General features: G+C 57.8%; 24 protein-coding genes. 9 read left to right on the top strand and 15 right to left on the bottom strand.

All coding sequences use genetic code 11. The annotated features are described in order from the left end of the window. Window positions 1-3: 3 nt before the first annotated feature. The 11 genes from NQ842_RS05145 to NQ842_RS05095 form a co-directional block, all read right to left on the bottom strand. Window positions 4-798: an SDR family oxidoreductase gene (locus NQ842_RS05145; protein WP_014833202.1), complete on the bottom strand. Its 795-nt coding sequence runs from the start codon at window positions 796-798 to the stop codon at window positions 4-6. Beyond that, the gene (locus tag NQ842_RS05140; protein WP_050860360.1) at window positions 782-1552 is read right to left on the bottom strand and encodes an alpha/beta fold hydrolase; all 771 of its coding nucleotides are present in this window, start codon (window positions 1550-1552) and stop codon (window positions 782-784) included. The genes NQ842_RS05145 and NQ842_RS05140 overlap by 17 nt, the downstream gene beginning before the upstream one ends. A 9-nt stretch (window positions 1553-1561) precedes the next feature. Next, entirely contained in the window at window positions 1562-2092 is a 531-nt protein-coding gene (locus tag NQ842_RS05135; RefSeq protein WP_014833204.1) for a cupin domain-containing protein, read from the bottom strand. Window positions 2093-2102: 10 nt separating this feature from the next. Next, a complete protein-coding gene (locus NQ842_RS05130; RefSeq protein WP_014833205.1) occupies window positions 2103-3359 on the bottom strand; it encodes an MFS transporter in 1257 nt (418 codons plus the stop codon). 25 nt (window positions 3360-3384) lie between these two features. Next, entirely contained in the window at window positions 3385-4572 is a 1188-nt protein-coding gene (locus tag NQ842_RS05125; protein WP_257256587.1) for an NAD(P)/FAD-dependent oxidoreductase, read from the bottom strand. Next, window positions 4569-5495, bottom strand: a complete 927-nt coding sequence (locus NQ842_RS05120; protein ID WP_046889550.1) for a VOC family protein — start codon at window positions 5493-5495, stop codon at window positions 4569-4571. The genes NQ842_RS05125 and NQ842_RS05120 overlap by 4 nt, the downstream gene beginning before the upstream one ends. 78 nt (window positions 5496-5573) lie before the next feature. After that, window positions 5574-6362 (bottom strand): IclR family transcriptional regulator, encoded by a 789-nt coding sequence (locus tag NQ842_RS05115; protein ID WP_038983568.1) that lies wholly within the window; start codon window positions 6360-6362, stop codon window positions 5574-5576. A gap of 12 nt (window positions 6363-6374) precedes the next feature. Next, on the bottom strand, window positions 6375-7124 hold the full coding sequence (locus tag NQ842_RS05110) for an SDR family oxidoreductase (RefSeq protein WP_257256585.1): 750 nt from the start codon (window positions 7122-7124) through the stop codon (window positions 6375-6377). Beyond that, window positions 7124-8146, bottom strand: coding sequence for an aromatic ring-hydroxylating dioxygenase subunit alpha (locus NQ842_RS05105; protein ID WP_047361342.1), 1023 nt, complete (start codon window positions 8144-8146; stop codon window positions 7124-7126). Before NQ842_RS05105 ends, NQ842_RS05110 begins: the two co-directional genes overlap by 1 nt. Before the next feature lie 10 nt (window positions 8147-8156). Further along, on the bottom strand, window positions 8157-8465 hold the full coding sequence (locus NQ842_RS05100) for a recombinase-like helix-turn-helix domain-containing protein (protein WP_083020677.1): 309 nt from the start codon (window positions 8463-8465) through the stop codon (window positions 8157-8159). Beyond that, window positions 8462-8785 carry a non-heme iron oxygenase ferredoxin subunit gene (locus NQ842_RS05095; protein WP_013098654.1) on the bottom strand — a complete coding sequence of 108 codons (324 nt, stop codon included), beginning with the start codon at window positions 8783-8785 and terminating at the stop codon, window positions 8462-8464. The genes NQ842_RS05100 and NQ842_RS05095 overlap by 4 nt, the downstream gene beginning before the upstream one ends. 414 nt (window positions 8786-9199) lie before the next feature. Between NQ842_RS05095 and NQ842_RS05090 the strand changes: the two genes are divergently transcribed. Next, window positions 9200-10411, top strand: a complete 1212-nt coding sequence (locus NQ842_RS05090; protein ID WP_257256582.1) for an MFS transporter — start codon at window positions 9200-9202, stop codon at window positions 10409-10411. A 3-nt stretch (window positions 10412-10414) separates the two neighbouring features. Here the strand turns inward: NQ842_RS05090 and speB are convergent, their stop codons facing one another. The 3 genes from speB to yqgB form a co-directional block, all read right to left on the bottom strand. Beyond that, on the bottom strand, window positions 10415-11335 hold the full coding sequence (speB, locus tag NQ842_RS05085) for an agmatinase (protein ID WP_002434404.1): 921 nt from the start codon (window positions 11333-11335) through the stop codon (window positions 10415-10417). Between the two features lie 211 nt (window positions 11336-11546). Beyond that, the gene (gene speA / locus NQ842_RS05080) at window positions 11547-13523 is read right to left on the bottom strand and encodes a biosynthetic arginine decarboxylase (RefSeq protein ID WP_014833212.1); all 1977 of its coding nucleotides are present in this window, start codon (window positions 13521-13523) and stop codon (window positions 11547-11549) included. Between the two features lie 8 nt (window positions 13524-13531). Then, entirely contained in the window at window positions 13532-13663 is a 132-nt protein-coding gene (yqgB, locus tag NQ842_RS05075; RefSeq protein WP_139795425.1) for an acid stress response protein YqgB, read from the bottom strand. Window positions 13664-14325: 662 nt separating this feature from the next. On the opposite strand from yqgB, the gene metK reads away from it, so the two are divergent. The 8 genes from metK to ruvX all read left to right on the top strand — a co-directional run bounded on the left by metK (window position 14326) and on the right by ruvX (window position 21399). Continuing rightward, window positions 14326-15480 (top strand): methionine adenosyltransferase, encoded by a 1155-nt coding sequence (metK, locus tag NQ842_RS05070; RefSeq protein WP_013098658.1) that lies wholly within the window; start codon window positions 14326-14328, stop codon window positions 15478-15480. Between the two features lie 350 nt (window positions 15481-15830). After that, window positions 15831-17228 carry a galactose/proton symporter gene (gene galP / locus NQ842_RS05065; protein ID WP_014833219.1) on the top strand — a complete coding sequence of 466 codons (1398 nt, stop codon included), beginning with the start codon at window positions 15831-15833 and terminating at the stop codon, window positions 17226-17228. A 57-nt stretch (window positions 17229-17285) separates the two neighbouring features. Next, a complete protein-coding gene (locus tag NQ842_RS05060) occupies window positions 17286-17783 on the top strand; it encodes a SprT family zinc-dependent metalloprotease (RefSeq protein ID WP_046888678.1) in 498 nt (165 codons plus the stop codon). A gap of 94 nt (window positions 17784-17877) precedes the next feature. Continuing rightward, a complete protein-coding gene (gene endA / locus NQ842_RS05055; RefSeq protein WP_014833221.1) occupies window positions 17878-18585 on the top strand; it encodes a deoxyribonuclease I in 708 nt (235 codons plus the stop codon). A 52-nt stretch (window positions 18586-18637) separates the two neighbouring features. Beyond that, a complete protein-coding gene (gene rsmE / locus NQ842_RS05050; RefSeq protein WP_257256581.1) occupies window positions 18638-19369 on the top strand; it encodes a 16S rRNA (uracil(1498)-N(3))-methyltransferase in 732 nt (243 codons plus the stop codon). A gap of 19 nt (window positions 19370-19388) precedes the next feature. Then, window positions 19389-20336 (top strand): glutathione synthase, encoded by a 948-nt coding sequence (gene gshB, locus NQ842_RS05045; protein ID WP_046888609.1) that lies wholly within the window; start codon window positions 19389-19391, stop codon window positions 20334-20336. An 86-nt stretch (window positions 20337-20422) separates the two neighbouring features. Beyond that, window positions 20423-20983, top strand: a complete 561-nt coding sequence (locus tag NQ842_RS05040; RefSeq protein ID WP_013098664.1) for a YqgE/AlgH family protein — start codon at window positions 20423-20425, stop codon at window positions 20981-20983. Beyond that, window positions 20983-21399, top strand: a complete 417-nt coding sequence (gene ruvX, locus NQ842_RS05035; protein WP_006811925.1) for a Holliday junction resolvase RuvX — start codon at window positions 20983-20985, stop codon at window positions 21397-21399. The genes NQ842_RS05040 and ruvX overlap by 1 nt, the downstream gene beginning before the upstream one ends. A gap of 10 nt (window positions 21400-21409) precedes the next feature. On the opposite strand, the gene NQ842_RS05030 is transcribed toward ruvX, so the two are convergent. Then, on the bottom strand, window positions 21410-22390 hold the full coding sequence (locus NQ842_RS05030) for a type IV pilus twitching motility protein PilT (RefSeq protein WP_014833224.1): 981 nt from the start codon (window positions 22388-22390) through the stop codon (window positions 21410-21412). Window positions 22391-22394 lie beyond the last annotated feature (4 nt).

Raw genomic sequence — 22394 nt, 5'->3', positions numbered from 1 at the left:
TCCTTACAGATGGCGGCAAAAGCCGCCGGAAACGTCCAGCGCCGCACCGGTGGTAAACGAGGCCAGCGGTGAGGCGAGAAACAGTAGCGCCTGCGCGGGCTCCTGCGGCTTGCCGAGGCGCGCCATCGGAATACCGCGTTTGCGGGCGATCTCCGCCGTCCACTCCGGCCAGCTCTGGCTTTTGTCTGTCCGGTTTTCAAAGCGACGCTGCCACTGTCCGGATTCGACCATGCCAAGCAATATCGAATTCACGCGAATGCCTTTACCCACCAGCTCTTTTGAGAGCGTCAGCGTCATGTTCAACAGCGCCGCGCGGGCGGCAGAGGTGGCAATCATGTGCTCCTCCGGCTGGAGCGCCAGCAGGGAGTTCACGCAGGTGATGGAAGCGATGTCGGACTGCTCCAGCAAAGGCTGAAACGCCTGCACCGGGTTGATCACGCCAAACAGTTTGAGTTCGGCTTCATGCAGCCACGCCTCGCGCGGGGTGTCATGGAAGTGCGCCACGTATCCCTGCCCGGCGTTATTGATCAGCATGTCCACAGCACCAAAGCGCGCCTGAACGGCAGCCGCGAAGGCCTGCATCTCGTCAGCGTTCAGTACGTCACAGCGATAAGAGAAAACCTCCCCGTCGGGGTATTCGTTATGCAGCGCGGCATGGGCGCTGGCGAGGCGATCCGGATCGCGGCCACAGAAGGCCACTTTTGCCCCCTCGCCCAGCAACAGGCGCAGCGTTTCGAAGCCAATACCAGAAGAACCGCCGGTGACGACCGCTACGCGTCCGTCAATTTGTGCATTCATCGCGCACCTCTTCGTTAATACGTAAAAGCTGTTGGTTAAAAAACGCATCGTTATCGAGATAGCTGGCGTGACCGGCCTGGGCAATGGCGATAAACGGCATGCCGTAGCGCAGCGCCAGCCCCTGCACCAGCTCGGGTTGCGTGATCGCATCCTGCTCGCCGCACCACACTTCAAAGTTGCCGGAATAGCGCTTCAGCCAGCCATGAATATCGTCGTGCGCCAGCATCCACGCGGCGGCGAGGTAGCCCTCGGGGCGAAGCCTGCGCATGCCTGCTGCCACAGTGGCGATATCCGCTTCACGCGCGCCGGGACGCAGCAGTTTTGCGGCGCGGGTCTGCGCGAGGATTTCACCGCCGAGGGCCATCTGCTGCTCGCGACTGCGCCAGACCTGCTCGCGCTGCTCCGGCGCGGCCTGGCCGTAACCCTGCGCGGCGTCCGCCAGCACCAGATGCAGCACACGATCCGGATATTTCGCCGCAAAGGCGCTGGCAACCAGTGCCCCGAGTGAATGGCCCACCAGCACCGCCTGCCAGACGCCAGCCCGATCAAGCATCGCCGCCAGCGCGTCGGCATAATCCCCCGCGTTCGCCTGTTCCGCGGCCAGCATCGGGCTTTCGCCATAACCGGGCATGTCCCACGCCAGCACGCGAAAACCGTTCAGCGCCATCTGCTTGTGCCAGGAGGCTGCACCAGAGCTAATCCCGTGCAGCAGCATCAGCGGAACGCCGCTTCCCTGTTCACGAAAACCCGTCATCATGCCCCCTTAGTTCCGCTTCACTTTCGAGAGCGGATGGTCCGCCGGGTAGGTCGGAATTTCCGGCTTGTTGGTGCCCAGCATGACGCACATCAGCGCCTCTTCTTCGCCGTGGTTAAACAGCCCGCGATAGATCCCCGGCGGAACGGAGATCAGGTCGCGCTCGCGCAGCACGGTTTCGGTGTAGTTATCGCCGTCCTGGATCATCAGCGTGATCTGCCCTTTGAGCATGAAGAACACCTCTTCCACATCGTCGTGCAGGTGCAACGGTCCTTCGCACTTCGACGGCAGCACCATGGTGGAGAAGGTAAAATGGTCCGCCTGCACGGTGTTGGTGTCGCTCGCCACACCCGTGGCGCCGGTGCCGATATAGCGCATCTGCGCGCGGCGGTATTTCGGGTCAAAATCGGCCTGGAACTTCAGCGCGTTCCAGTCGTATTTGCGACCCTCAAAGCGCGCAATACGCGACTCGACCCACTCTTCCATCGTCAGGTGGTCAGGTTTGATGCCAGATGTATTGGTTACGGTTGAATCAGTCATGACACTCTCCTCAGTAACGTCTCAGCAGCGGCAGTAACAGGACGCAGCCCACCGCCGCCATCACCGCCAGAAAAATCAGCCCGGAATCCATGCTGTGGGTGAAGGCGATAAGCGCGCCCATCACCGCCGGCGACAGCGCGCCCGCAAAGTTTCCCAGCCCGTTGAAAATGCCGCCCGCCGTAGCGCTCACCCGTGGATGGGTGGCCTTTGCCAGCAGGGCGAAAATGTTAGGTGCCCCGGTGCCCCACATGAATGTGCTGAAGCTCATCGCCGCAATGATGGTCAGCGGGGTGTCGAGGTGCATTACGGCCGTGAGCCCGACAGCGGCCCCCGCCATGGAGATAAAGCAGGCCGCCGCACGCTTATCGACCCGATCGGAGAGCCACGCGCCAATCACTTCCCCCGCCAGCATGGCGATAAACGGCATCGACGACAGCCAGCCCGCGTGCTCAAGATGGATCCCTTTGCCTTTGATCAGATAGCCCGGCAGCCAGCCGTTGATGCCCCACAGGTAGGTCAGGAAAGCGATGTTAAAGATGCAGATGATCCAGAAGTGCGGGCTGACAAACAGCTCGCGCCGTGCAGCACGCCGTTCGTCCCGGGAGGTCTGTGACGTACCGCTCTTCGCCTCCAGACGGATCCCGCGCAGACCCACGCGCACAAAGATCAGCACCGGTACGGTCAGCATCGCCATCACGAAGAAGGTGCTCTGCCAGCCGAAGGTGTTCAGCAGCCAGAGGGAGAGCGGGAAGCCAATCGCCGCCCCCACCGGCGTGCCCAGCAGCCACAGCATGGTGGCGCGCGCCTGCAGATGCTGCGGGAAGTTGTGGCGCACAATGGCGAAGGCCAGCGGGAACAGCGGCCCCTCCGCCACGCCCAACAGAATGCGCAGCACGATCATCAACGTGTAGTTATGGGTAAAGCCCATCGCCACCATCAGTACACACCACACCACCATCATTCCGGTGAGCAGGCGCAGCGGGGCAATTTTGTCCCCCAGCCCACTGAGAAATACCGATGAAAAGCCGTAGCTCAGCAGGAAGGCGCTCATCAGAATGCCGAGGCGCGTGGTGTCAAAATCGATGCCCATCGCCTGCTGGAAGTGGCCGTCAGAAAACAGCGCGGCAATGCTGATTTTGTCGAAAAACGCCAGCAGCACGCAGGCCAGCAGCGACAGCGGGATGGCCCAGCGCACCGCTTTTTCAGGCGTGCGGGTCCCCTCACCGCTCGCCTCAACGGGCGCGGTGTTGGTCTCTAATGTGGTCATGTCTCCCCCTACGGGTGCGGGTTAGCTATCGCAATGACATCAGTGAAAAAGTCGGGTCGGCGAGCGGCACGTCTGATAAATCCCGCCCGGCCGCCATCCAGCGTTTCGCCAGCTTGACGGTGCGCGCATCGTTGAACGCCACCAGCTGCGTCAGGCGCCCGTTTTCGTCCAGCGAGAAGTACAGCGCGTCTTCACGCACTATGGTGCGGCTGCCCGGCTGCGGAATGCCGAGGATCTGAATATTGTGCTGGTATTGATCCGACCACAGCCACGGCGCGTCGTCATAGCCTGCTGCATCGGGGTTAAGCATCGCTTTTGCCGCCACCACCGCCTGATTCTGAGCGAAGGCCCAGGACTGAATGCACAGGCCGTAATGATGATGCTGTGCCACATCCCCGGCAGCGAAGATGGACGGATCCGATGTGCGGCCCTGCGCATCCACCACGATCCCGCGTTCGGTTTGCAGCCCCGCGTCGCGCGCCAGTTCCAGATTGAGATCGACGCCGATCCCTACCACCACCGCATCAACGGTTTCACGTTTGCCGTCACAGTGAATGACCGGCAGGCCGTTATCGTCCTCAAGCTCCAGCGCGCCGCAGCCGGTACGGATATCCACGCCCTGCTCGCGGTGAAGGGCCTCTAAGCGCTGCGATACCTCGCCGCTCACCGAGCGCATGCACAGCGCGGGCTGCTGCTCGAACAGGGTGACCGCCACGCCGCTTTTGCGCGCAGAAGCGGCAATCTCCAGGCCTATCCAGCCGCCGCCGACAATAGCCAGGGTTTGGCTTTCCGCCAGCCGACGTTTCAGGCGCTGCGCGTCCTGCCAGTGGCGGAGGGTGTAGACCTGCGGATGCACAGAGCATGCCTCACCCGGCAGGCGCGCCCGCCCTCCGGTGGCAATTAAAAGTATGTTGTAACTAAGATGCTCGCCGTTGCTTAAACGCACCGTTTTCGCCTTGCGGTCAATCTGTTCCGCGCGCAGCGGACGGTACCAGGTCAGATTCAGCGCCTGCTGAGCCTCTTCAGTAAAGAGTCGCGGAAGCGCCGCGTCCGTCTCCAGCAGAGCCGCTTTCGACAGCGGCGGACGTTCATAGAAATCCCACGCCTCTTCCGCCACCACGCAGATCTCACCGTCAAAGCCCTCATCGCGCAGGGTTTTCGCCGCCCAGCCCCCCGCCTGACCGCCACCAATAATGACAATGCGCGACGTCATACCGCCTCCGGTTTTTTCTGCTGGCGGCGTGTATCGTGGTCGATACCGCCTTCCACCGCCCACTCGGTAAAGGAGACCAGCGAATGCTCCAGCTCGCGCGGCTGCCAGTTTTCCGTCAGGTAGTCGTCATTGGTGTAATACTCGAACGCCCCGCCGGTCGGGCTGTTGACGTACCAGAAGTAGGCTGACGACACTGGATGGCGGCCGGGTCCGATAAATGTGCTCCAGGCGTTTTTGTTCATCGCAATCCCGCCGCCGATCACTTCGTGAATATCGCGCACGGTAAAGGCCACGTGGTTCAGGCCGCGCTTACGGTTCGGCAGCTGCAGCAGGAACAGGTTGTGATGGCCGCCGCGCACGCCGCAGCGCAGGAACACAGCGCGGTTGATGTAGCGGTCAGAGACCTGGAAGCCGAGCACCTCGCGGTAGAATTTCTCCACCGCCGCGAGCTCCTCCACGAAGAACACCACGTGCCCCACGTTAATGGGCCGGGCGCGATCGTAAACCGGGCTGGGGGTGTCGATACGACGAGCGTCGCCCCACTGGTTGATCGGCTCAACGTTTAGCTCCACTTCGGTCTGCTGGCTGACCTGCACACGCAGCGTCATGCCGTTCGGGTCAAGACACTCCAGGGCGTCACCCACTTCGCGAAAGCCGGGCTGCTGCGCAAGCTTCGGGCGCAGCGCATCCAGATCTGACTGTGCGGCAACCGCCCATGTCATGCGGCGCAGGGTGTTGCCCGCTTCAAACGCCGGGGGCAGGTCGGGGCTGTCGATCGGGTTAAGTTCCACGCGCGCGCCGCTCAGGGTGGTAAAACGCTGGCCGCTGGCATCGCCCGTCAGGCCAAAATCACGCATAAATTTGGCGCAGTGCGTCAGGTCTTCAACGCCAAATTCCAGCTTTTCAATTCCGGTTACACTCATCGTTCGTTGCCTCATCTGGCCCAAATTGGGCGTAAAACATGCCCGACGCAGCAAAGCGCCTGACGTTAACTTACTGATTTAACTGGCCTGTGATAAATACCCTAAGAAGCCAGAAATTTTGTCCGCCGCCAGACGAACCTCGTTTTGCAGTCGCTCGCGGTCGGCTTGTGGGATCTCTTCCGACGGCACCAGAATGCTCACCACCGCCGCCACGCGATGGCTTCGGTCAAACACCGGATAAACGATGGAGGAGATACCGTGGCGGAAGAAGGATTCACCGATCACGTATCCGCGGGCTTTGTCCTGCTGCACCATCTGCCACAGGGCTTCACGGTCGTGAAGCTGACCCGGTGTGTTGCCCGGCAGGCGCTCGTGCGGGAACAACTGTTCGAAATCGGCGCGGGAAATATCGGTCAACAGCATGCGGCCAAGCGAGGTGCAGTGCACCGGCAAACGGGTGCCAATGCTGACCTGGTTGATGCGTGATCCGGCGGCGCTGACGCGGGCGATGTAAATGATGTCGCGCCCGTCGCGGATCGCCAGATGGCTGCTGCACTGGCTCACGTCGCGCAGTTGCTCAATCACCGGCTGACCCACCTGCGCCACATCCAGCGAGGCGATGTACTCAAAGCCCAGACGCAGCACGTTCATGCCGAGCGAGAAGGTATTGGTACGGGTATTGCGCTCCAGAAAGCCCATATATTCCAGGGTCTGCACCACGCGGTAGGCGGTGGCCTTCGGCATATCCACCAGCCGGTGCAGCTCGGCAAAGGTCAGTTCGCGATGCTGCTCGCCAAAGGCCAACAGCAGCTGCAGGCCACGCTCCAGCCCCGGTACCAGATACTTCACTTCCTGATCGTTTGCCATCATCGCCCTACCTTAGTTAAAGACAAAACCGCCGTTGACCGGGATCAGCTGCCCGGTGATAAACCGCGACAGATCGCTTAACAACCAGACCACGCTGCCGGTGACATCTTCCGGCTGCTGGGCCCCCGTTAACGCCCGGCCGTTTTCGTAGAGTTGGTGTCGTTCGGCGGGAACATATTCCGTTGCCTCGACGCGGGTCAGTCCCGGCGCGATGGCGTTGATCCGGATACGCTTTTCACCGAGTTCGCGCGCCATTGAGCGGGTCATGGCAATCACGGCCCCTTTGCTGGCGACGTAGGCCATCAGGCGCGGCGCGCCCCACAGGGCGGTGTCGGACGCCACGTTCACGATCCCCGCCCCCTCGCGCAGAAGGGGTACGGCGGCCCGCGTCACCAGCCAGGTGCCTTTGACGTTCACGCGCATTACCCGGTCCCACAGCTCCGGGTCGTAATCGAGCATATTTTTGCCGCCCACGCCGGTCGCCATCGCCGCGTTATTCACCAGCCCATCAATCTGCCCCTGCTCGCTAATCGCGTTGAACACCTGCTCAATAGAGGCCGGATCGGCGAGATCGATAACGTGCGATTCGATCGTAAAACCCTGTGCCCGCAGAGCGTGTGCGCTTTCGGCCAGCTCACCTTCGAGGATGTCGCACATCACCACCGCGGCACCCTGCTCCGCGCAGGCGCTGGCGAAGTGATAGCCCAGCCCGCGCGCGGCGCCGGTCACCACGATGCGTTTCCCGCTCAGCAGCGCATTCATCAGGCGGCTCCCTGCTGCGCGTCACGCATCGCCAGTTGCTCTTTAGCGGCCTTTTGCATCATGCGGCGCAGGCGCGAGAGACCGACATCGTGCTGGTACAGGTATTCGTGGTCGCGGGCGTTGGGCGCCAGGCTTTCCAGCACCACGCGGTCCTGCTCCAGCACCTCCCAGTGCAGTTTTTCCAGGCGGTTGCGGTACATAAAGCGCCACATGTCGCGCTGCCAGCCCTGCACGCGGCGGATACGCCAGAAGAAGACGCGGCAGTTGTCGTTATCTTCCGGCACCACCATGCCAACGATGAAGAAGTGACCGCCCGGCCCAAAACGCTTCTTGTACGGAATGGAGAGTCGCATCCAGCAGGTGCCGCTATTGCCCAGCTCCACCCAGTCGAAGTTGACGCCGCTCTGCCCTTTTTTCTCGAAGATAAAGCCGGTCTTCGTCGGCTGCAGGACCATGTCGGCCTTGCGATCCCCTTCCGCCATCGAGTGCGAGGAGGAGTGCAGATAGGTGCCATGCATCGGATCCATCACATTTTCCAGCGCGTACTGGTAGTTACATTTCCAGGCCGCGGTGCAGAGGAAGTTGCTGAAATGTTCGGTGTCGGCGAGTTCATCCGGGAAGCTCAGTTCATCCGGCTGCTGATCGGCAGTGACGCCAAACCACAGGAAAATGGCGCCGTGCGCCTCCTGCACCTGATAGCTGCGCACGCACTGCTGGCCGACCAGCGGACATTTGTCCACGGCGGGCACGTCTTTCACTTCACCGTTGCCCGCCACTTCCACGCCGTGATACCAGCAGGCGATGCGGTCGCCGAGATTCCAGCCCATCGACAGACGCGCGCCGCGGTGCGGACAGCGGTCTTCCAGCGCCTGCACCTGACCATCTTTGTTGCGCCAGACCACAATCTGTTCGCCCAGACGAGTAATGCCCACGGGCGCAGACTGCACTTCCCAGCTCGCCAGCACCGGATACCAGAGGCCACGCAGACCTTTATCGAGATAGTTTTGTACGGTAATTGTCATCGCGTCGTCCTCAGTAGCCGTTAACCTGTAAGAATGCCTGGAAGCTGGCGTCGCTCCACGGCTCGCCCTGCTGGTCGTGCATGCGCACCGCGTTCAGCCCGTTGACCAGCTCCGGCAAGGTTTCAACGCCCTGCTCAAAGAGATCTTCCAGCGTGGCGATAAGGCTCACTTCCCAGTTTTCCGGCACCCGGCTGCGGGTCTGCCAGATCAGGTTCTGGTACTCGCCCGGTTTATGAATGGCGCCGTTCCCGCCTTCTGCCGGGGGCGTAAACTGGCGGCTTTCGGGCAGCGCCGGGTTGAAGTTCAGGATGTCGCTCATGCCACGGTCTCCTCGACAAAAGTAATCTGGATTTGATTTTCAAAGACCCGAACCGGGTAGCGGTTAAGGTTTCGGCCGCCGGGGCCGTGCAGGCACTGGCCGGTTTTGACGTCGAACACCGCCTCGTGCAGCGGACATTCCACTTTGCCGTCCTCGACAAAGCCCTGACTCAGCAGCGCATAGGCGTGCGGGCATACGTCTTCCAGCGCGTAATATTCGCCGTCGATTAAATAAACGCCGATCTCTTTACCTTCTACGTTGCCGCTAAAAGGGAAATCTTCCTGTACTTGTTCTGCGTCACATACGCCTATCCAGCTCATCACGATCCTCCAGGCTTTTGTTTCATATATGAAACTCTGTTTCTTATTTAATACGGTCAATATAAAAGCGATGAATGTTTCGTCAAGCGTAAATGTGACGAATTTGTTAATTGATCGACAATTAATAAGCTAAGTGTGCAAGGGATCACGAAAAAATGCAGCGATATGAAATTTTCATTATTGAGACGTGAAAGAATACGTTTTAGTGATGAGCTAAAAGAGTAAATGAAAAATATTGACTTATTTTCTTTTTCTTCCTTAAAAATAAAGCAAAGAAAAAGCGACAGGTTTCACCTGTGAAACAATTTTTCAAACAACCCTTTAAAAACAACGAGTTTCACAGGTGAATCATTTTACCTCCGTGACAATCACATTGATAAAAATATAAATTCTCGAACGCATAAGGCGGGCAATATGACGGCAAGATGGCAAGGCACAATTGCACTGTTATTTCTCATTATTATTTCCTACGTTGACCGGGTAAATATTTCGGTGATGATTTTAAACCCGGAATTTGCCGAACATTTTCAGTTAAATGAAAACAGAATGTTACAGGGAATGTTAATGACCTGCTTTCTGCTGGGTTATGGATTCTCGGCCTTATTATTAACACCGGTTATCGAAAGCAAACTGCATTATCGACATGGATTATTAAGCAGCATTGCGATTTGGGCTCTGGTCTGCGCCATTTCTCCCTTACTCGGCTCGCTGATGGGGATGCTCATCGCACGCGTGATTCTGGGCGTCGCGGAGGGGCCGCTCTTTTCACTGAAAACGCGCTTTATCAGCGATAACTTTGGTGCAGAAGAGATTGGCAAACCCAACGCCGTGACCGCGCTGGGCGTCTCGCTCGGGCTGGCCGTGGGCTTTCCGCTGGTGACCTGGTTGATGGCCCATCTGGGCTGGGCCGGATCGTTTTATGCGCTGGCGGCAATCAACCTGCTCCTTGGCGGCGGCCTCATCTGGCGTTTCCTGCCGGCACCGCGCAGTACGGTAAAAATGCACAAACGGGGGCTCGCAGAGACAGTGACGCTTGCCTGGCAAACCCCGCTGTTGGGCTGGATCCTGCTGGTTGAAATCGCCACGCTGAGCTATCTCTGGGGGAGCAGCGCCTGGCTCCCGGCGTGGCTACGCGACGAACATCACTTCTCGCTGCACGCCACGGGCATGCTCGCTGCCATCCCCTTCCTGTTGAGCCTGAGCTCAAAATTCCTTGGCGGGGTACTGCTCGATAAAATGCGGCCGGAACAGGCACCGGTGCTGTTTGTGGCGGGCGGGGCGCTGACGGCGTTATCCGTGATCGCGCTGATGCTCAGCCATCAGCCTGCCTGGCTGGCGCTGTTTATGCTGTCGGCTAACGTCTTCTGGGGACTTCAGGGCGCGGCCATTCCGGCGGTGATCCAACATCACGCCGCGCGTGAGGCGGTGGGGAGCGCGTACGGCATCATTAATGGGATCGGCAATATTTGTGCCGCCTTTATTCCGCTGCTGATGGGAATGGTGATGAGATCGGTGGGGTCGGTCAGCTCTGGCTTTTCCGTGCTGGTGGTGTCGCAGATTATCACCCTGCTGGCGGGGGGAATGTTGCTGCTGCGCATGCGTCGCGCAGCAGCAATCGGCGCGTAAGTCTTATTCGCCTTTTTTCGCGGCCTGGATATAGAGCATCTCCAGTGCCAGGGTCGCCGCGGCCAGCGCGGTGATCTCGGACTGGTCATAGGCAGGCGCCACTTCCACCACGTCCATCCCGACGATGTTCAGATCCTTCAGGCCGCGCACCAGTTTGATGGCGCGGTCTGAGGTCAGCCCGCCGATCACCGGCGTACCGGTACCCGGGGCAAACGCCGGATCCAGACAGTCGATGTCGAAGGTCAGGTACACCGGCATATCACCGACGATCTGCTTAACCTGCGCGATGATGTCATCCACGCCGCGATCGTTGACCTGGCACGCGTCCAGCACGGTGAAGCCGTTGTCTTTGTCAAACTCGGTACGGATACCGATCTGCACGGAGTGGTTAGGATCGATCAGACCTTCGTTCGGTGCGGTGTAGAACATGGTGCCGTGGTCGAACTCGCAGCCGTTCGCGTAGGTGTCGGTGTGCGCATCGAAGTGCACCAGCGCCATTTTACCGAAGTGCTTCGCGTGGGCGCGCAGCAGCGGCAGGGTCACGAAGTGGTCACCACCGAAAGAGAGCATGCGCTTACCGGCAGCCAGCAGTTTCTCGGCATGCGCCTGCAGCTTTTCGCTCATTTCACGCGCGTCACCGAAGGCGTACACCAGGTCGCCGCAGTCCACCACGTTCAGGCGTTCGCGCATGTCGAAGTTCCACGGGAAGCGGTTATGCTCCCAGGCCAGGTTGGTGGAAACCTGACGGATCGCCGCCGGGCCGTGACGACCGCCCGCACGGCCTGATGTGGCCATATCAAACGGCACGCCGGTGATCACCCAGTCTGCGTCGCTGTCGTACGGCTGGAAGTTCATCGGAAGGCGTAAAAAACCAAACGCGTTAGAAACCAGAGAGTTGTCGTACTGATGACCTAAAGTGCTCATGTCCTGACCTCTTTTAAAGTCGATACATTAAAAACAGATGAAAAAAAATCCCCTCCGCGTCGTTAAACCCGACGAGGAAGGGATTGATTCGTAAATCGCTTATTGGGGCAAATTATCGCCGGTAATTCATACGGGTTCAAGTGAGTATAGGGCATTGTGCGGCCTTTGCCCCTCACCCTAACCCTCTCCAACCGGGAGAGGGCGGTTTGCCTTATTCGTCTTCCAGGTAGGTGTACCCGTACAGACCCGCTTCAAACTCTTCCAGGAACTGCTGCTGCAGCGCGTCATCCAGACCGGTGTTTTTCACCTGATCGCGGAATTGCGTCAGCAGGGTTTTCGGATCCAGCTGCACGTATTCCAGCATGTCCGCCACGGTGTCACCTTCGTCGGACAGCTCCACTTCCACGCTGCCGTCAGGGAAGACAAACACGTCAACCGCTTCGGTATCACCGAACAGGTTGTGCATGTTGCCAAGGATCTCCTGATACGCGCCGACCATAAAGAAGCCCAGCATTGGCGGGTTCTCAGGGTCGTACTCCGGCATGGGCATGGTGGTGGCGATACCGTCGCCGTCCACATAATGGTCGATAGCACCGTCGGAGTCACAGGTGATGTCCAGCAGCACCGCACGACGCTCCGGGGCGTGATTCAGCCCTTCCAGCGGCAGAACCGGGAACAGCTGATCGATACCCCAGGCATCCGGCATCGACTGGAACAGCGAGAAGTTGACGTAAATCTTATCCGCCATACGTTCCTGCAATTCGTCGATAATCGGACGGTGCGCACGGTTGCTCGGGTCCAGCTGTTTCTGCACTTCATGGCACATGTTCAGATAAAGCTGCTCCGCCCACGCGCGCTCCTGCAGGCTAAAGGTGCCTGAAGAGTAGCCGACGTGGATATCATGCAGATCCATCTGGCTGTCGTGCAGCCATTCGCGCAGCGAACGACGCGTGCCCGGCTCGTGCATCTCCTGCCAGGTTTCCCACATGCTTTGCAGCGAACGTGGGGCATCGTCTTGCGGTGGCGTCGCTTCGGTGATTTCGCTGCGCTCAACGCCGATGATGTTAGAGACCAGCACCGTGTGGTGCGCGGTCACCGCGCGGCCAGACTCGGTGATCACCGTCGGGTGCGGCAGGCCGTGCTCTTCACAGGCATCGCCAATCGCCCAGATAATGTTGTTCGCGTATTCGTTCAGGCCGTAGTTCACGGAGCAGTCGGACTGCGAGCGGGTACCTTCGTAATCCACGCCCAGGCCACCGCCCACGTCGAAGCACTGAATATTGACGCCGAGCTTGTGCAGCTCAACGTAGAAACGTGCCGACTCACGCACGCCGGTGGCGATATCGCGAATGTTAGCCATCTGCGAACCGAGGTGGAAGTGCAGCAGTTGAATGCTGTCCAGACGACCGCGCTCGCGCAGAATTTCCACCAGCTGCAGTACCTGGTTTGCCGCCAGACCGAATTTGGATTTTTCGCCGCCGGAGGACTGCCATTTACCGGACCCCTGCGAGGCCAGGCGCGCACGCACGCCAAGACGTGGCACCACGTTCAGGCGCTCGGCTTCTTCCAGCACGATGGCGATTTCCGTCATCTTCTCGATAACCAGATAGACCTTATGGCCCATCTTTTCGCCAATCAGCGCCAGACGAATGTATTCACGGTCTTTATAGCCGTTACAGACGATCACTGAACGGGTCATGCCCGCATGCGCCAGCACGGCCATCAGTTCTGCTTTTGAACCCGCTTCCAGGCCCAGCGGTTCGCCGGAGTGGATCAGGGATTCAATCACGCGGCGGTGCTGGTTCACCTTGATGGGGTAAACCAGGAAGTAGTCGCCTTTGTAACCGTAAGATTCACGCGCGCGTTTGAACGCGGCGTTAATAGAACGCAGACGGTGTTGCAGGATCTGCGGGAAGCAGAACAGTGCAGGCAAACGCTGGCCCTGCGCTTCACGGGCTTTCACCAGTTTGGCGAGATCCACGCGCGCTTCAGGGACGTCAGGATCCGGGCAGACGCTGATGTGGCCCAGTTCGTTGACGTCGTAGTAGTTATTGCCCCACCAGGCAATATTGTATGTGCGCAGCATCTTGCTGGCTTCCTGGGAGCTCATCGCAACCTCCTGCATGGAACGTAGTACACCCTGTTCGCCCGCTGACGAAGGCGAAAAAGAAGACATGTCGTCAGACATAGCGAACCTCAACTCTTTGTATTAAGTGTAAAACAGTTGACTACTATCGCAGCGTTGTACGGCGATAACAACCCATAAACGGCTCTGTTTCCCAGCAGAGTATGCTGAAATCCAGACCGTGCGACCGGTTTCTTATTCATATCATTGTAAAACACGTATCCGAACTCTGTATGACAAGGTTCGGCGAAACCACGAGAAAACTCTTGTATTAACAAGAGCGCCCTTGTTCAGTTTTCACAAAGCGTGACCGGCCCTGGAATCCTGAGAAGCGCCGAGATGGGTATAACATCGGCAGGTTTGCAGACTAGAAATGCGGGTTGCGGGAATCAAATGCGCGCCAGAACGGCTGCGCTGAATTAGCGGAAAACGATGGTTCATTATCTCGTATCACCTCCACGGCCGCCTCTGCTGAAACGGACCACAAGCCAAAGCTAAAAGTTCACTGCTTAACCCGGCTGGAAGTGGCGACACGATGAGTTCATCGAGCGCTTTTTGTGTATGAGCCGCGCGCCGCGTTTTATACCGAGAAGGGGGCTAAAAAGCAAAACAAAAATGCGCGGGTTGCCAGTACCGTCAGGAAAAATTTCCAGCAGCCATTTCAACGCAGTGAGAGGTTAGTCAAAAAAAACTGGAAATCGGGCGAAGAAGTGACCTAAAATAGCCATCCAGATGTTAATCCATCTATACTGATTAACACTCATACTGCCAGTGTCAAAAACCTGCGGCCTTGGTAGAATTATCTCCTTTGGCTATTCCACACAGCAGCTTGAGCTAACCAAATTCCTCTTAGGTGAAATAAAACATGGCAAAACACCTGTTTACGTCCGAGTCCGTATCAGAAGGACATCCTGATAAAATTGCTGACCAAATCTCCGATGCGGTGCTGGATGCGATCCTGACTCAGGATCCGAAAGCGCGCGTAGCGTGTGAAACCTATGTCAAAACCGGCATGGTTCTGGTTGGCGGTGAGATCACCACCAGCGCATGGGTTGATATCGAAGAGATCACCCGTAACACGGTACGTGAAATCGGTTATGTCCATTCTGATATGGGCTTTGATGCCAATTCCTGCGCGGTCCTGAGCGCGATTGGCAAACAGTCTCCGGACATCAACCAGGGCGTTGACCGTGCCGATCCGCTGGAACAGGGCGCGGGCGACCAGGGCCTGATGTTCGGTTATGCAACCAACGAAACCGACGTGCTGATGCCAGCCCCGGTGACCTACGCGCACCGTCTGGTGCAGCGCCAGGCTGAAGTGCGTAAAAACGGCACGCTGCCATGGCTGCGCCCGGATGCGAAAAGCCAGGTGACCTTCCAGTACGACGACGGCAAAATCGTCGGCATTGACGCGGTAGTTCTGTCTACCCAGCATGCCGAAGATATCGATCAGAAATCCCTGCAGGAAGCAGTGATGGAAGAGATCATCAAGCCTGTTCTGCCAACCGAATGGCTGAGCAGCGCAACCAAATACTTCATCAACCCAACCGGACGCTTTGTAATTGGCGGCCCAATGGGTGACTGCGGTCTGACCGGTCGTAAAATCATCGTTGATACCTACGGCGGCATGGCACGTCACGGTGGCGGTGCATTCTCCGGTAAAGATCCATCAAAAGTGGACCGTTCTGCTGCCTACGCTGCACGCTATGTGGCGAAAAACATTGTTGCTGCAGGCCTGGCTGACCGCTGTGAGATCCAGGTTTCCTACGCAATCGGCGTGGCGGAACCCACCTCCATCATGGTTGAAACCTTCGGTACTGAAAAAGTGCCTTCAGAACAGCTGACCCTGCTGGTGCGCGAGTTCTTCGACCTGCGTCCATACGGCCTGATTCAGATGCTGGATCTGCTGCACCCAATCTACAAAGAAACCGCTGCATACGGTCACTTTGGTCGCGAACATTTCCCATGGGAAAAAACCGACAAAGCCGCTCTGCTGCGTGAAGCTGCCGGTCTGAAGTAATCGACCACCCGCAGCTTAAACAGGCCAGCCTTTGTGCTGGCCTTTTTTATGTCGGGTGGCGGCAATGCCTGGAACCGTTTACACCTCACTCTCTATACCCCGCTTTCAGAAAAATCTCTTTGCATGATCGGCTTTCTTCTGCTGTTACATTTCCTTTCAGTTAAGTCTGAAATTCATGCAAACGCGATGCGCATCACCTCATTTACCTCTATATTTTCAAAGCTTTATTAATATTTACAGTTACACACCAGTGTAACCGATTACACCTATGTGATTTATCTCACATATTTTTACGGGTCGCTCACCTACCCTTAACATCAATAAAACTGATAACCCAACTGGAGGGCATAATGCCTGACAATAATAAACAGGGGCGTACGTCCAACAAGGCGATGACATTCTTCGTCTGCTTCCTTGCCGCCCTGGCAGGATTACTCTTTGGCCTGGATATCGGCGTGATTGCCGGCGCCCTTCCCTTTATCGCAGACGAATTCCAGATTAACGCACATACCCAGGAATGGGTGGTCAGCTCCATGATGTTCGGTGCGGCCGTCGGGGCCGTCGGCAGCGGCTGGCTCTCTTTCAAACTGGGACGTAAAAAGAGCCTGATGATTGGCGCGATCCTTTTCGTCGCCGGTTCCCTCTTCTCTGCCGCCGCCCCTAACGTTGAAGTACTTATCCTGTCCCGTGTGCTGTTGGGTCTGGCCGTAGGCGTCGCGTCTTATACCGCGCCGCTTTACCTGTCAGAAATCGCGCCGGAGAAAATCCGCGGCAGTATGATTTCGATGTACCAGCTGATGATCACCATCGGGATTTTGGGCGCTTACCTGTCCGATACCGCCTTTAGCTACAGCGGCGCATGGCGCTGGATGCTGGGCGTGATCATCATTCCGGCCATTCTGCTGCTGATTGGCGTCTTCTTTCTGCCGGACAGCCCGCGCTGGTTTGCCGCCAAGCGCCGTTTCGTCGATGCCGAACGCGTGCTGCTGCGTCTGCGTGATACCAGTGCGGAAGCTAAAAACGAGCTGGAAGAGATCCGCGAAAGCCTGAAGGTGAAACAGTCTGGCTGGGCGCTGTTCAAAGAGAACAGCAACTTCCGTCGGGCGGTCTTCCTCGGCGTGCTGCTGCAGGTGATGCAACAGTTCACCGGGATGAACGTCATCATGTATTACGCGCCAAAAATCTTTGAGCTGGCGGGGTATACCAATACCACCGAGCAGATGTGGGGCACCGTGATCGTGGGGCTGACCAACGTGCTGGCGACCTTCATCGCCATCGGTCTGGTCGACCGCTGGGGACGTAAGCCAACGCTGACCCTGGGCTTCCTCGTGATGGCCGCCGGTATGGGGATCCTCGGTACGATGATGCACATGGGCATTCACTCCCCAACCGCGCAGTACCTGGCGGTAGGTATGCTGCTGATGTTTATCGTCGGGTTTGCAATGAGTGCCGGCCCGCTGATTTGGGTGCTGTGCTCTGAAATCCAGCCGCTGAAAGGACGTGATTTCGGTATCACCTGCTCTACCGCGACCAACTGGATTGCCAATATGATCGTCGGTGCCACGTTCCTGACCATGCTCAACACGCTGGGCAATGCGAACACCTTCTGGGTCTACGCCGGTCTGAACCTGTTCTTTATTGTTCTCACCGTCTGGCTGGTTCCTGAAACCAAACACGTTTCACTGGAACACATTGAACGTAACCTGATGAAAGGTCGTCCGCTGCGCGAAATCGGCGCACACGACTAATCCTCTTGCGGGAGGCGCCTCTTGCGCCTCCCCGCTTCGCGCTTTATGCTCTGCCCCATGAAAGCACCCCGTCTCCCCATCGCCATTCAGCAAGCCGTTATGCGCAGCCTGCGGGAAAAACTCGCCCAGGCCAACCAGAAGCTCGGCCGTAATTATCCGGAACCAAAACTCGTCTACCAGCAGCGAGGAACCGCGGCGGGTACCGCCTGGCTGGAATCCTATGAGATCCGCCTGAACCCGGTACTGATGATGGAAAACCAGCAGGCGTTTATTGAGGAAGTGGTGCCGCACGAACTGGCACACCTTCTGGTATGGAAACACTTCGGCCGCGTGGCTCCGCACGGCAAAGAGTGGAAATGGATGATGGAGTCGGTGCTCGGCGTTCCGGCACGCCGTACTCATCAGTTCGAACTGGAATCGGTACGCCGTAATACCTTCCCCTACCGCTGCCAGTGCCAGCAGCATCAGCTCACCGTTCGTCGCCATAATCGTGTGGTACGCGGCGAGGCAACCTACCGCTGCGTGAAGTGCGGCGAGCCACTGGTCGCAGAATAACCAACTGAACTTTCAGGAACTTTCCTGATCTGGCTGATTGCATACAGGAACAACTTTCGCTACGTTGCGGGCTCGTTTTGACACGGAGTGTAAGATGTCCCGTAATTTCTCTCTCGCGGTTGCCTTTCTGACAACGGCCCTCTCCGGCCAGGCTCTGGCCGACGGTATCAACAGTTTTTCCCAGGCCAAAGCGGCAGGCGTGAAGGTCAACGCTGACGTGCCGGGCGACTTCTACTGTGGCTGCAAAATTAACTGGCAGGGTAAAAAAGGGGTCGTTGACCTTGAATCCTGCGGCTATAAGGTGCGTAAAAACGAAAACCGCGCCAGCCGCATCGAGTGGGAACATGTGGTTCCGGCATGGCAGTTTGGCCATCAGCGCCAGTGCTGGCAGGATGGCGGACGTAAAAACTGCGCCAAAGATCCGGTCTATCGTCAAATGGAAAGCGATATGCACAACCTGCAGCCCGCTGTGGGTGAAGTGAATGGCGACCGCGGCAATTTTATGTACAGCCAGTGGAACGGTGGCGAAGGCCAGTACGGCCAGTGCGGAATGAAGGTGGATTTTAAAGAGAAAGTCGCCGAGCCCCCTGCCCGGGCACGCGGCAGCATTGCCCGCACGTACTTCTATATGCGCGATCGTTACAACCTCAACCTTTCCCGCCAGCAAACCCAACTGTTTAACGCCTGGAATAAACAATACCCGGTCACCGAGTGGGAATGTCAGCGCGACGAACGCATCGCCAGGGTCCAGGGGAATCATAACCCTTACGTCCAGCGGGCTTGCCAGGCGCAAAAGAGCTAACCTACACTAGCGGCAATTCGCTTACACAGCATGACACATGGAATTTTTGACTATGCGTATTCCTCGCATCTATCACCCTGAACTGATTACCGCTGGCCGCGAAATCGCCCTGTCTGACGATGCCGCCAATCACGTTGGCCGCGTGCTGCGCATGGGGGCAGGCCAGGCGATTCAGCTGTTCGACGGCTCCAACCAGGTTTTCGACGCGGAAATTACGCGGGCGGATAAAAAAAGCGTGCACGTCAATGTGCTGCGCGGCGAAGTCGATGACCGTGAATCGCCGCTGCACATTCATCTGGGCCAGGTGATGTCGCGCGGGGAAAAGATGGAGTTCACCATTCAGAAATCCATTGAACTGGGTGTAAGCCTCATTACGCCACTTTTTTCTGAGCGCTGCGGCGTTAAACTGGATGCGGAACGTCTGAACAAGAAGATCCAGCAGTGGCAGAAAATTGCCATTGCTGCCTGTGAACAGAGTGGCCGCAACCGTATTCCGGAGATCCGCCCGGCGATGGATCTCGAAGACTGGTGTGCAGAAGAGGAGAGCGGGCTGAAGCTCAATCTCCATCCGCGCGCCAGCGCCAGTATCAATACGCTGGCGCTGCCCGTTGAACGTGTACGCCTGCTGATTGGCCCGGAAGGCGGCCTGTCGGCAGATGAAATTGCCATGACGGCGCGTTACCAGTTTACTGATATTCTGTTGGGACCTCGCGTTCTGCGCACTGAGACAACGGCACTCACAGCCATCACCGCGCTACAGGTGCGGTTTGGCGATCTGGGTTGACCCATTAACGGAGAAGAACATGATCAAGCTCGGCATCGTGATGGACCCCATCGCAAACATTAACATCAAGAAAGATTCCAGCTTCGCCATGCTGCTGGAAGCGCAGCGTCGCGGCTATGAGCTCCACTATATGGAGATGAACGATCTTTATCTGATCAACGGTGAAGCCCGCGCACGCACCCGCATCGTTAACGTCGAGCAAAATTACGACAAATGGTACGAATTCGGCAGCGAGCAGGATATTGCGCTCGCCGATCTCAACGTCATCCTGATGCGTAAAGATCCTCCGTTCGACACCGAATACATCTACTGCACCTATATCCTCGAGCGCGCAGAAGAAAAAGGGACGCTTATCGTCAATAAACCGCAGAGCCTGCGCGACTGCAACGAGAAGCTCTACACCGCCTGGTTCTCCGATCTGACGCCGGAAACGCTGGTGACCCGCAGCAAAGCCCAGTTGAAGGAATTCTGGCAGAAACACGGCGATATCATCATGAAACCGCTGGACGGCATGGGCGGCGCGTCGATTTTCCGCGTAAAAGAAGGCGACCCGAATATTGGCGTGATTGCCGAAACGCTGACCGAACTGGGTACGCGTTACTGCATGGCACAGAACTATCTGCCCGCGATTAAAGACGGCGATAAACGCGTCCTGATCGTGGATGGCGAACCCGTGCCTTACTGCCTGGCACGTATCCCGCAGGGGGGCGAAACCCGTGGTAATCTGGCGGCCGGTGGCCGTGGCGAACCGCGTCCGTTAACCGAAAGTGACTGGGAAATTGCCCGCCGCGTCGGCCCAACGCTGAAAGCCAAAGGTCTGATCTTTGTTGGCCTGGATATCATTGGCGATCGTCTGACCGAAGTTAACGTCACCAGCCCGACCTGCATTCGTGAAATTGAAGCGGAATTCCCGGTCTCGATCACCGGAATGCTGATGGACGCCATCGAAAAACGTCTCCAGAAATAACTTACCAATACTATTAGTGACAGCACCCCGGTTTGTCCGCATACTGGGGCTGTCGCTTTTTAAACCAGGAAACAGTACCTCTGACAATGAATTTACAGCATCACTTTCTTATTGCCATGCCTGCTCTCCAGGATCCGATTTTCCGCCGCTCCGTGGTTTATATTTGTGAATACAATGAAGACGGCGCGATGGGTATTATCATCAACAAGCCGCTGGAGAACCTGCAGGTTGAAGGGATTCTGGAAAAGCTGAAAATTACAGCTGAAGCACGCCTGCCGGAAATCCGTCTTGATAAACCGGTGATGCTGGGTGGCCCTCTTGCAGAGGATCGCGGTTTTATCCTGCATACGCCGCCCATTTTCTCTTCCAGTATTCGTATCTCTGACAACACGGTGATCACCACCTCCCGCGATGTGCTGGAAACGCTGGGCACCGCAGAGCAGCCTTCTGAAGTGCTGGTGGCACTGGGTTACGCCTCCTGGGAGAAGGGCCAGCTTGAACAGGAGATCCTGGATAACGCCTGGCTCACCGCCCCTGCTGACATGAATATCCTGTTCAAAACCCCTATCGCCGACCGCTGGCGTGATGCGGCGAAACTGATTGGCATTGATATTCTGACCATGCCTGGCGTTGCGGGGCACGCCTGATGAGCGGAACACTTCTGGCCTTCGATTTTGGCACGAAAAGCATTGGCGTCGCCGTCGGCCAGCGTATTACCGGCACCGCCCGTCCGCTCACGGCCCTTAAGGCGAACGACGGCACACCGGACTGGAACCTTATTGAGCGTCTGCTTAAAGAGTGGCAGCCGGACGACGTGATTGTCGGTTTACCGCTCAACATGGACGGCACTGAACAGCCACTTACCGCCAGAGCGCGTAAATTTGCTAATAAAATCCACGGTCGCTTTGGCGTCTCCGTGAAGCTCCACGACGAACGATTGAGTACCGTCGAAGCGCGTGCCGGCCTTTTTGAGCACGGGGGCTTCCGCGCACTCAACAAAGGCAGCGTCGATTCGGCTTCCGCCGTCATCATCCTCGAAAGCTATTTCGAACAGGGTTACTGAGCGTAGGGGCCTACAACCGCCCCTGCGCCCGTCGCTCTGCCAGGCTCCGATCAAAATTCTGCATCCCCGCCTGCTGACCGGTTTGAATAATACCGGGCAACTGCCACGTTTTACCTTCGCGGATAAGGTTCGCTGCCGCTGGCGTATTCACCAGCAGCTCATACAGCGCGACGCGCCCACCCTGCAGGTCGGGGAGTAGCCTCTGCGCCAGCACCGCCCGCAGGCTGCCGGCCAGCTGATTACGCACCGGGTCTTTCTCCTGCGCCGGGAACGTATCGACCAGCCGTTCAATCGCCTGCGAGGCGCCGCGGGTGTGCAGCGTCGCCAGCACCAGATGCCCGGTTTCAGCGGCGGTCAGCGCCAGGCGGATCGTTTCGCTGTCGCGCAGTTCTCCCAGCAGGATGACATCGGGGTCTTCACGCAACGCACTGCGCAGCGCCTCGGCAAATGAGGGACTGTGCAGGCCGATCTCCCGCTGCTGAATCAGACAACGTTCGCTCTGATAGACAAACTCCACCGGATCTTCGAGCGTCAGAATATGCCCATCCGTCTGGTGATTAAGAAAATCCACCATTGCCGCAAGGGTTGTGGATTTGCCGCTGCCGGTTGCGCCTGTCACCAGTATCAGCCCGCTGTCGTGGGACAGGAGTTCCGGGATAGCCTGGGGAGCGCCCAGGGCGGAGAGCTGCGGGCAGACCCGGGGTAACAGGCGCAGCGTGATGGAGTTGCCCTTCATCTGTTTAAAGGCGCTTGCGCGCAGGCGCTGGTTTCCCGCAAGGGTCACAGCAAAATCTACCTGCCCGCTTGCCCACCATGTCCCCTGCTGCTCATCGTTGAGCCACGTTTTCAGTAACGCATCCACATCGGGAGAGGGAAAGGGAGCCGGTTCAAGGCGGCCTGCTCTGCGCCAGCGCGGTGGCGAATCACTGCACAGGTGTAGATCGGAGACATTATGCTTTACACTAAGGGCCACAATTTCTTCCACATCCATATAT

Origin of the sequence: Enterobacter cloacae complex sp. R_G8, from assembly GCF_024599795.1 — a bacterium.
Taxonomy (GTDB): Bacteria; Pseudomonadota; Gammaproteobacteria; order Enterobacterales; family Enterobacteriaceae; genus Enterobacter; species Enterobacter dissolvens.
This window is presented reverse-complemented; position numbering and strand designations above follow the sequence as displayed.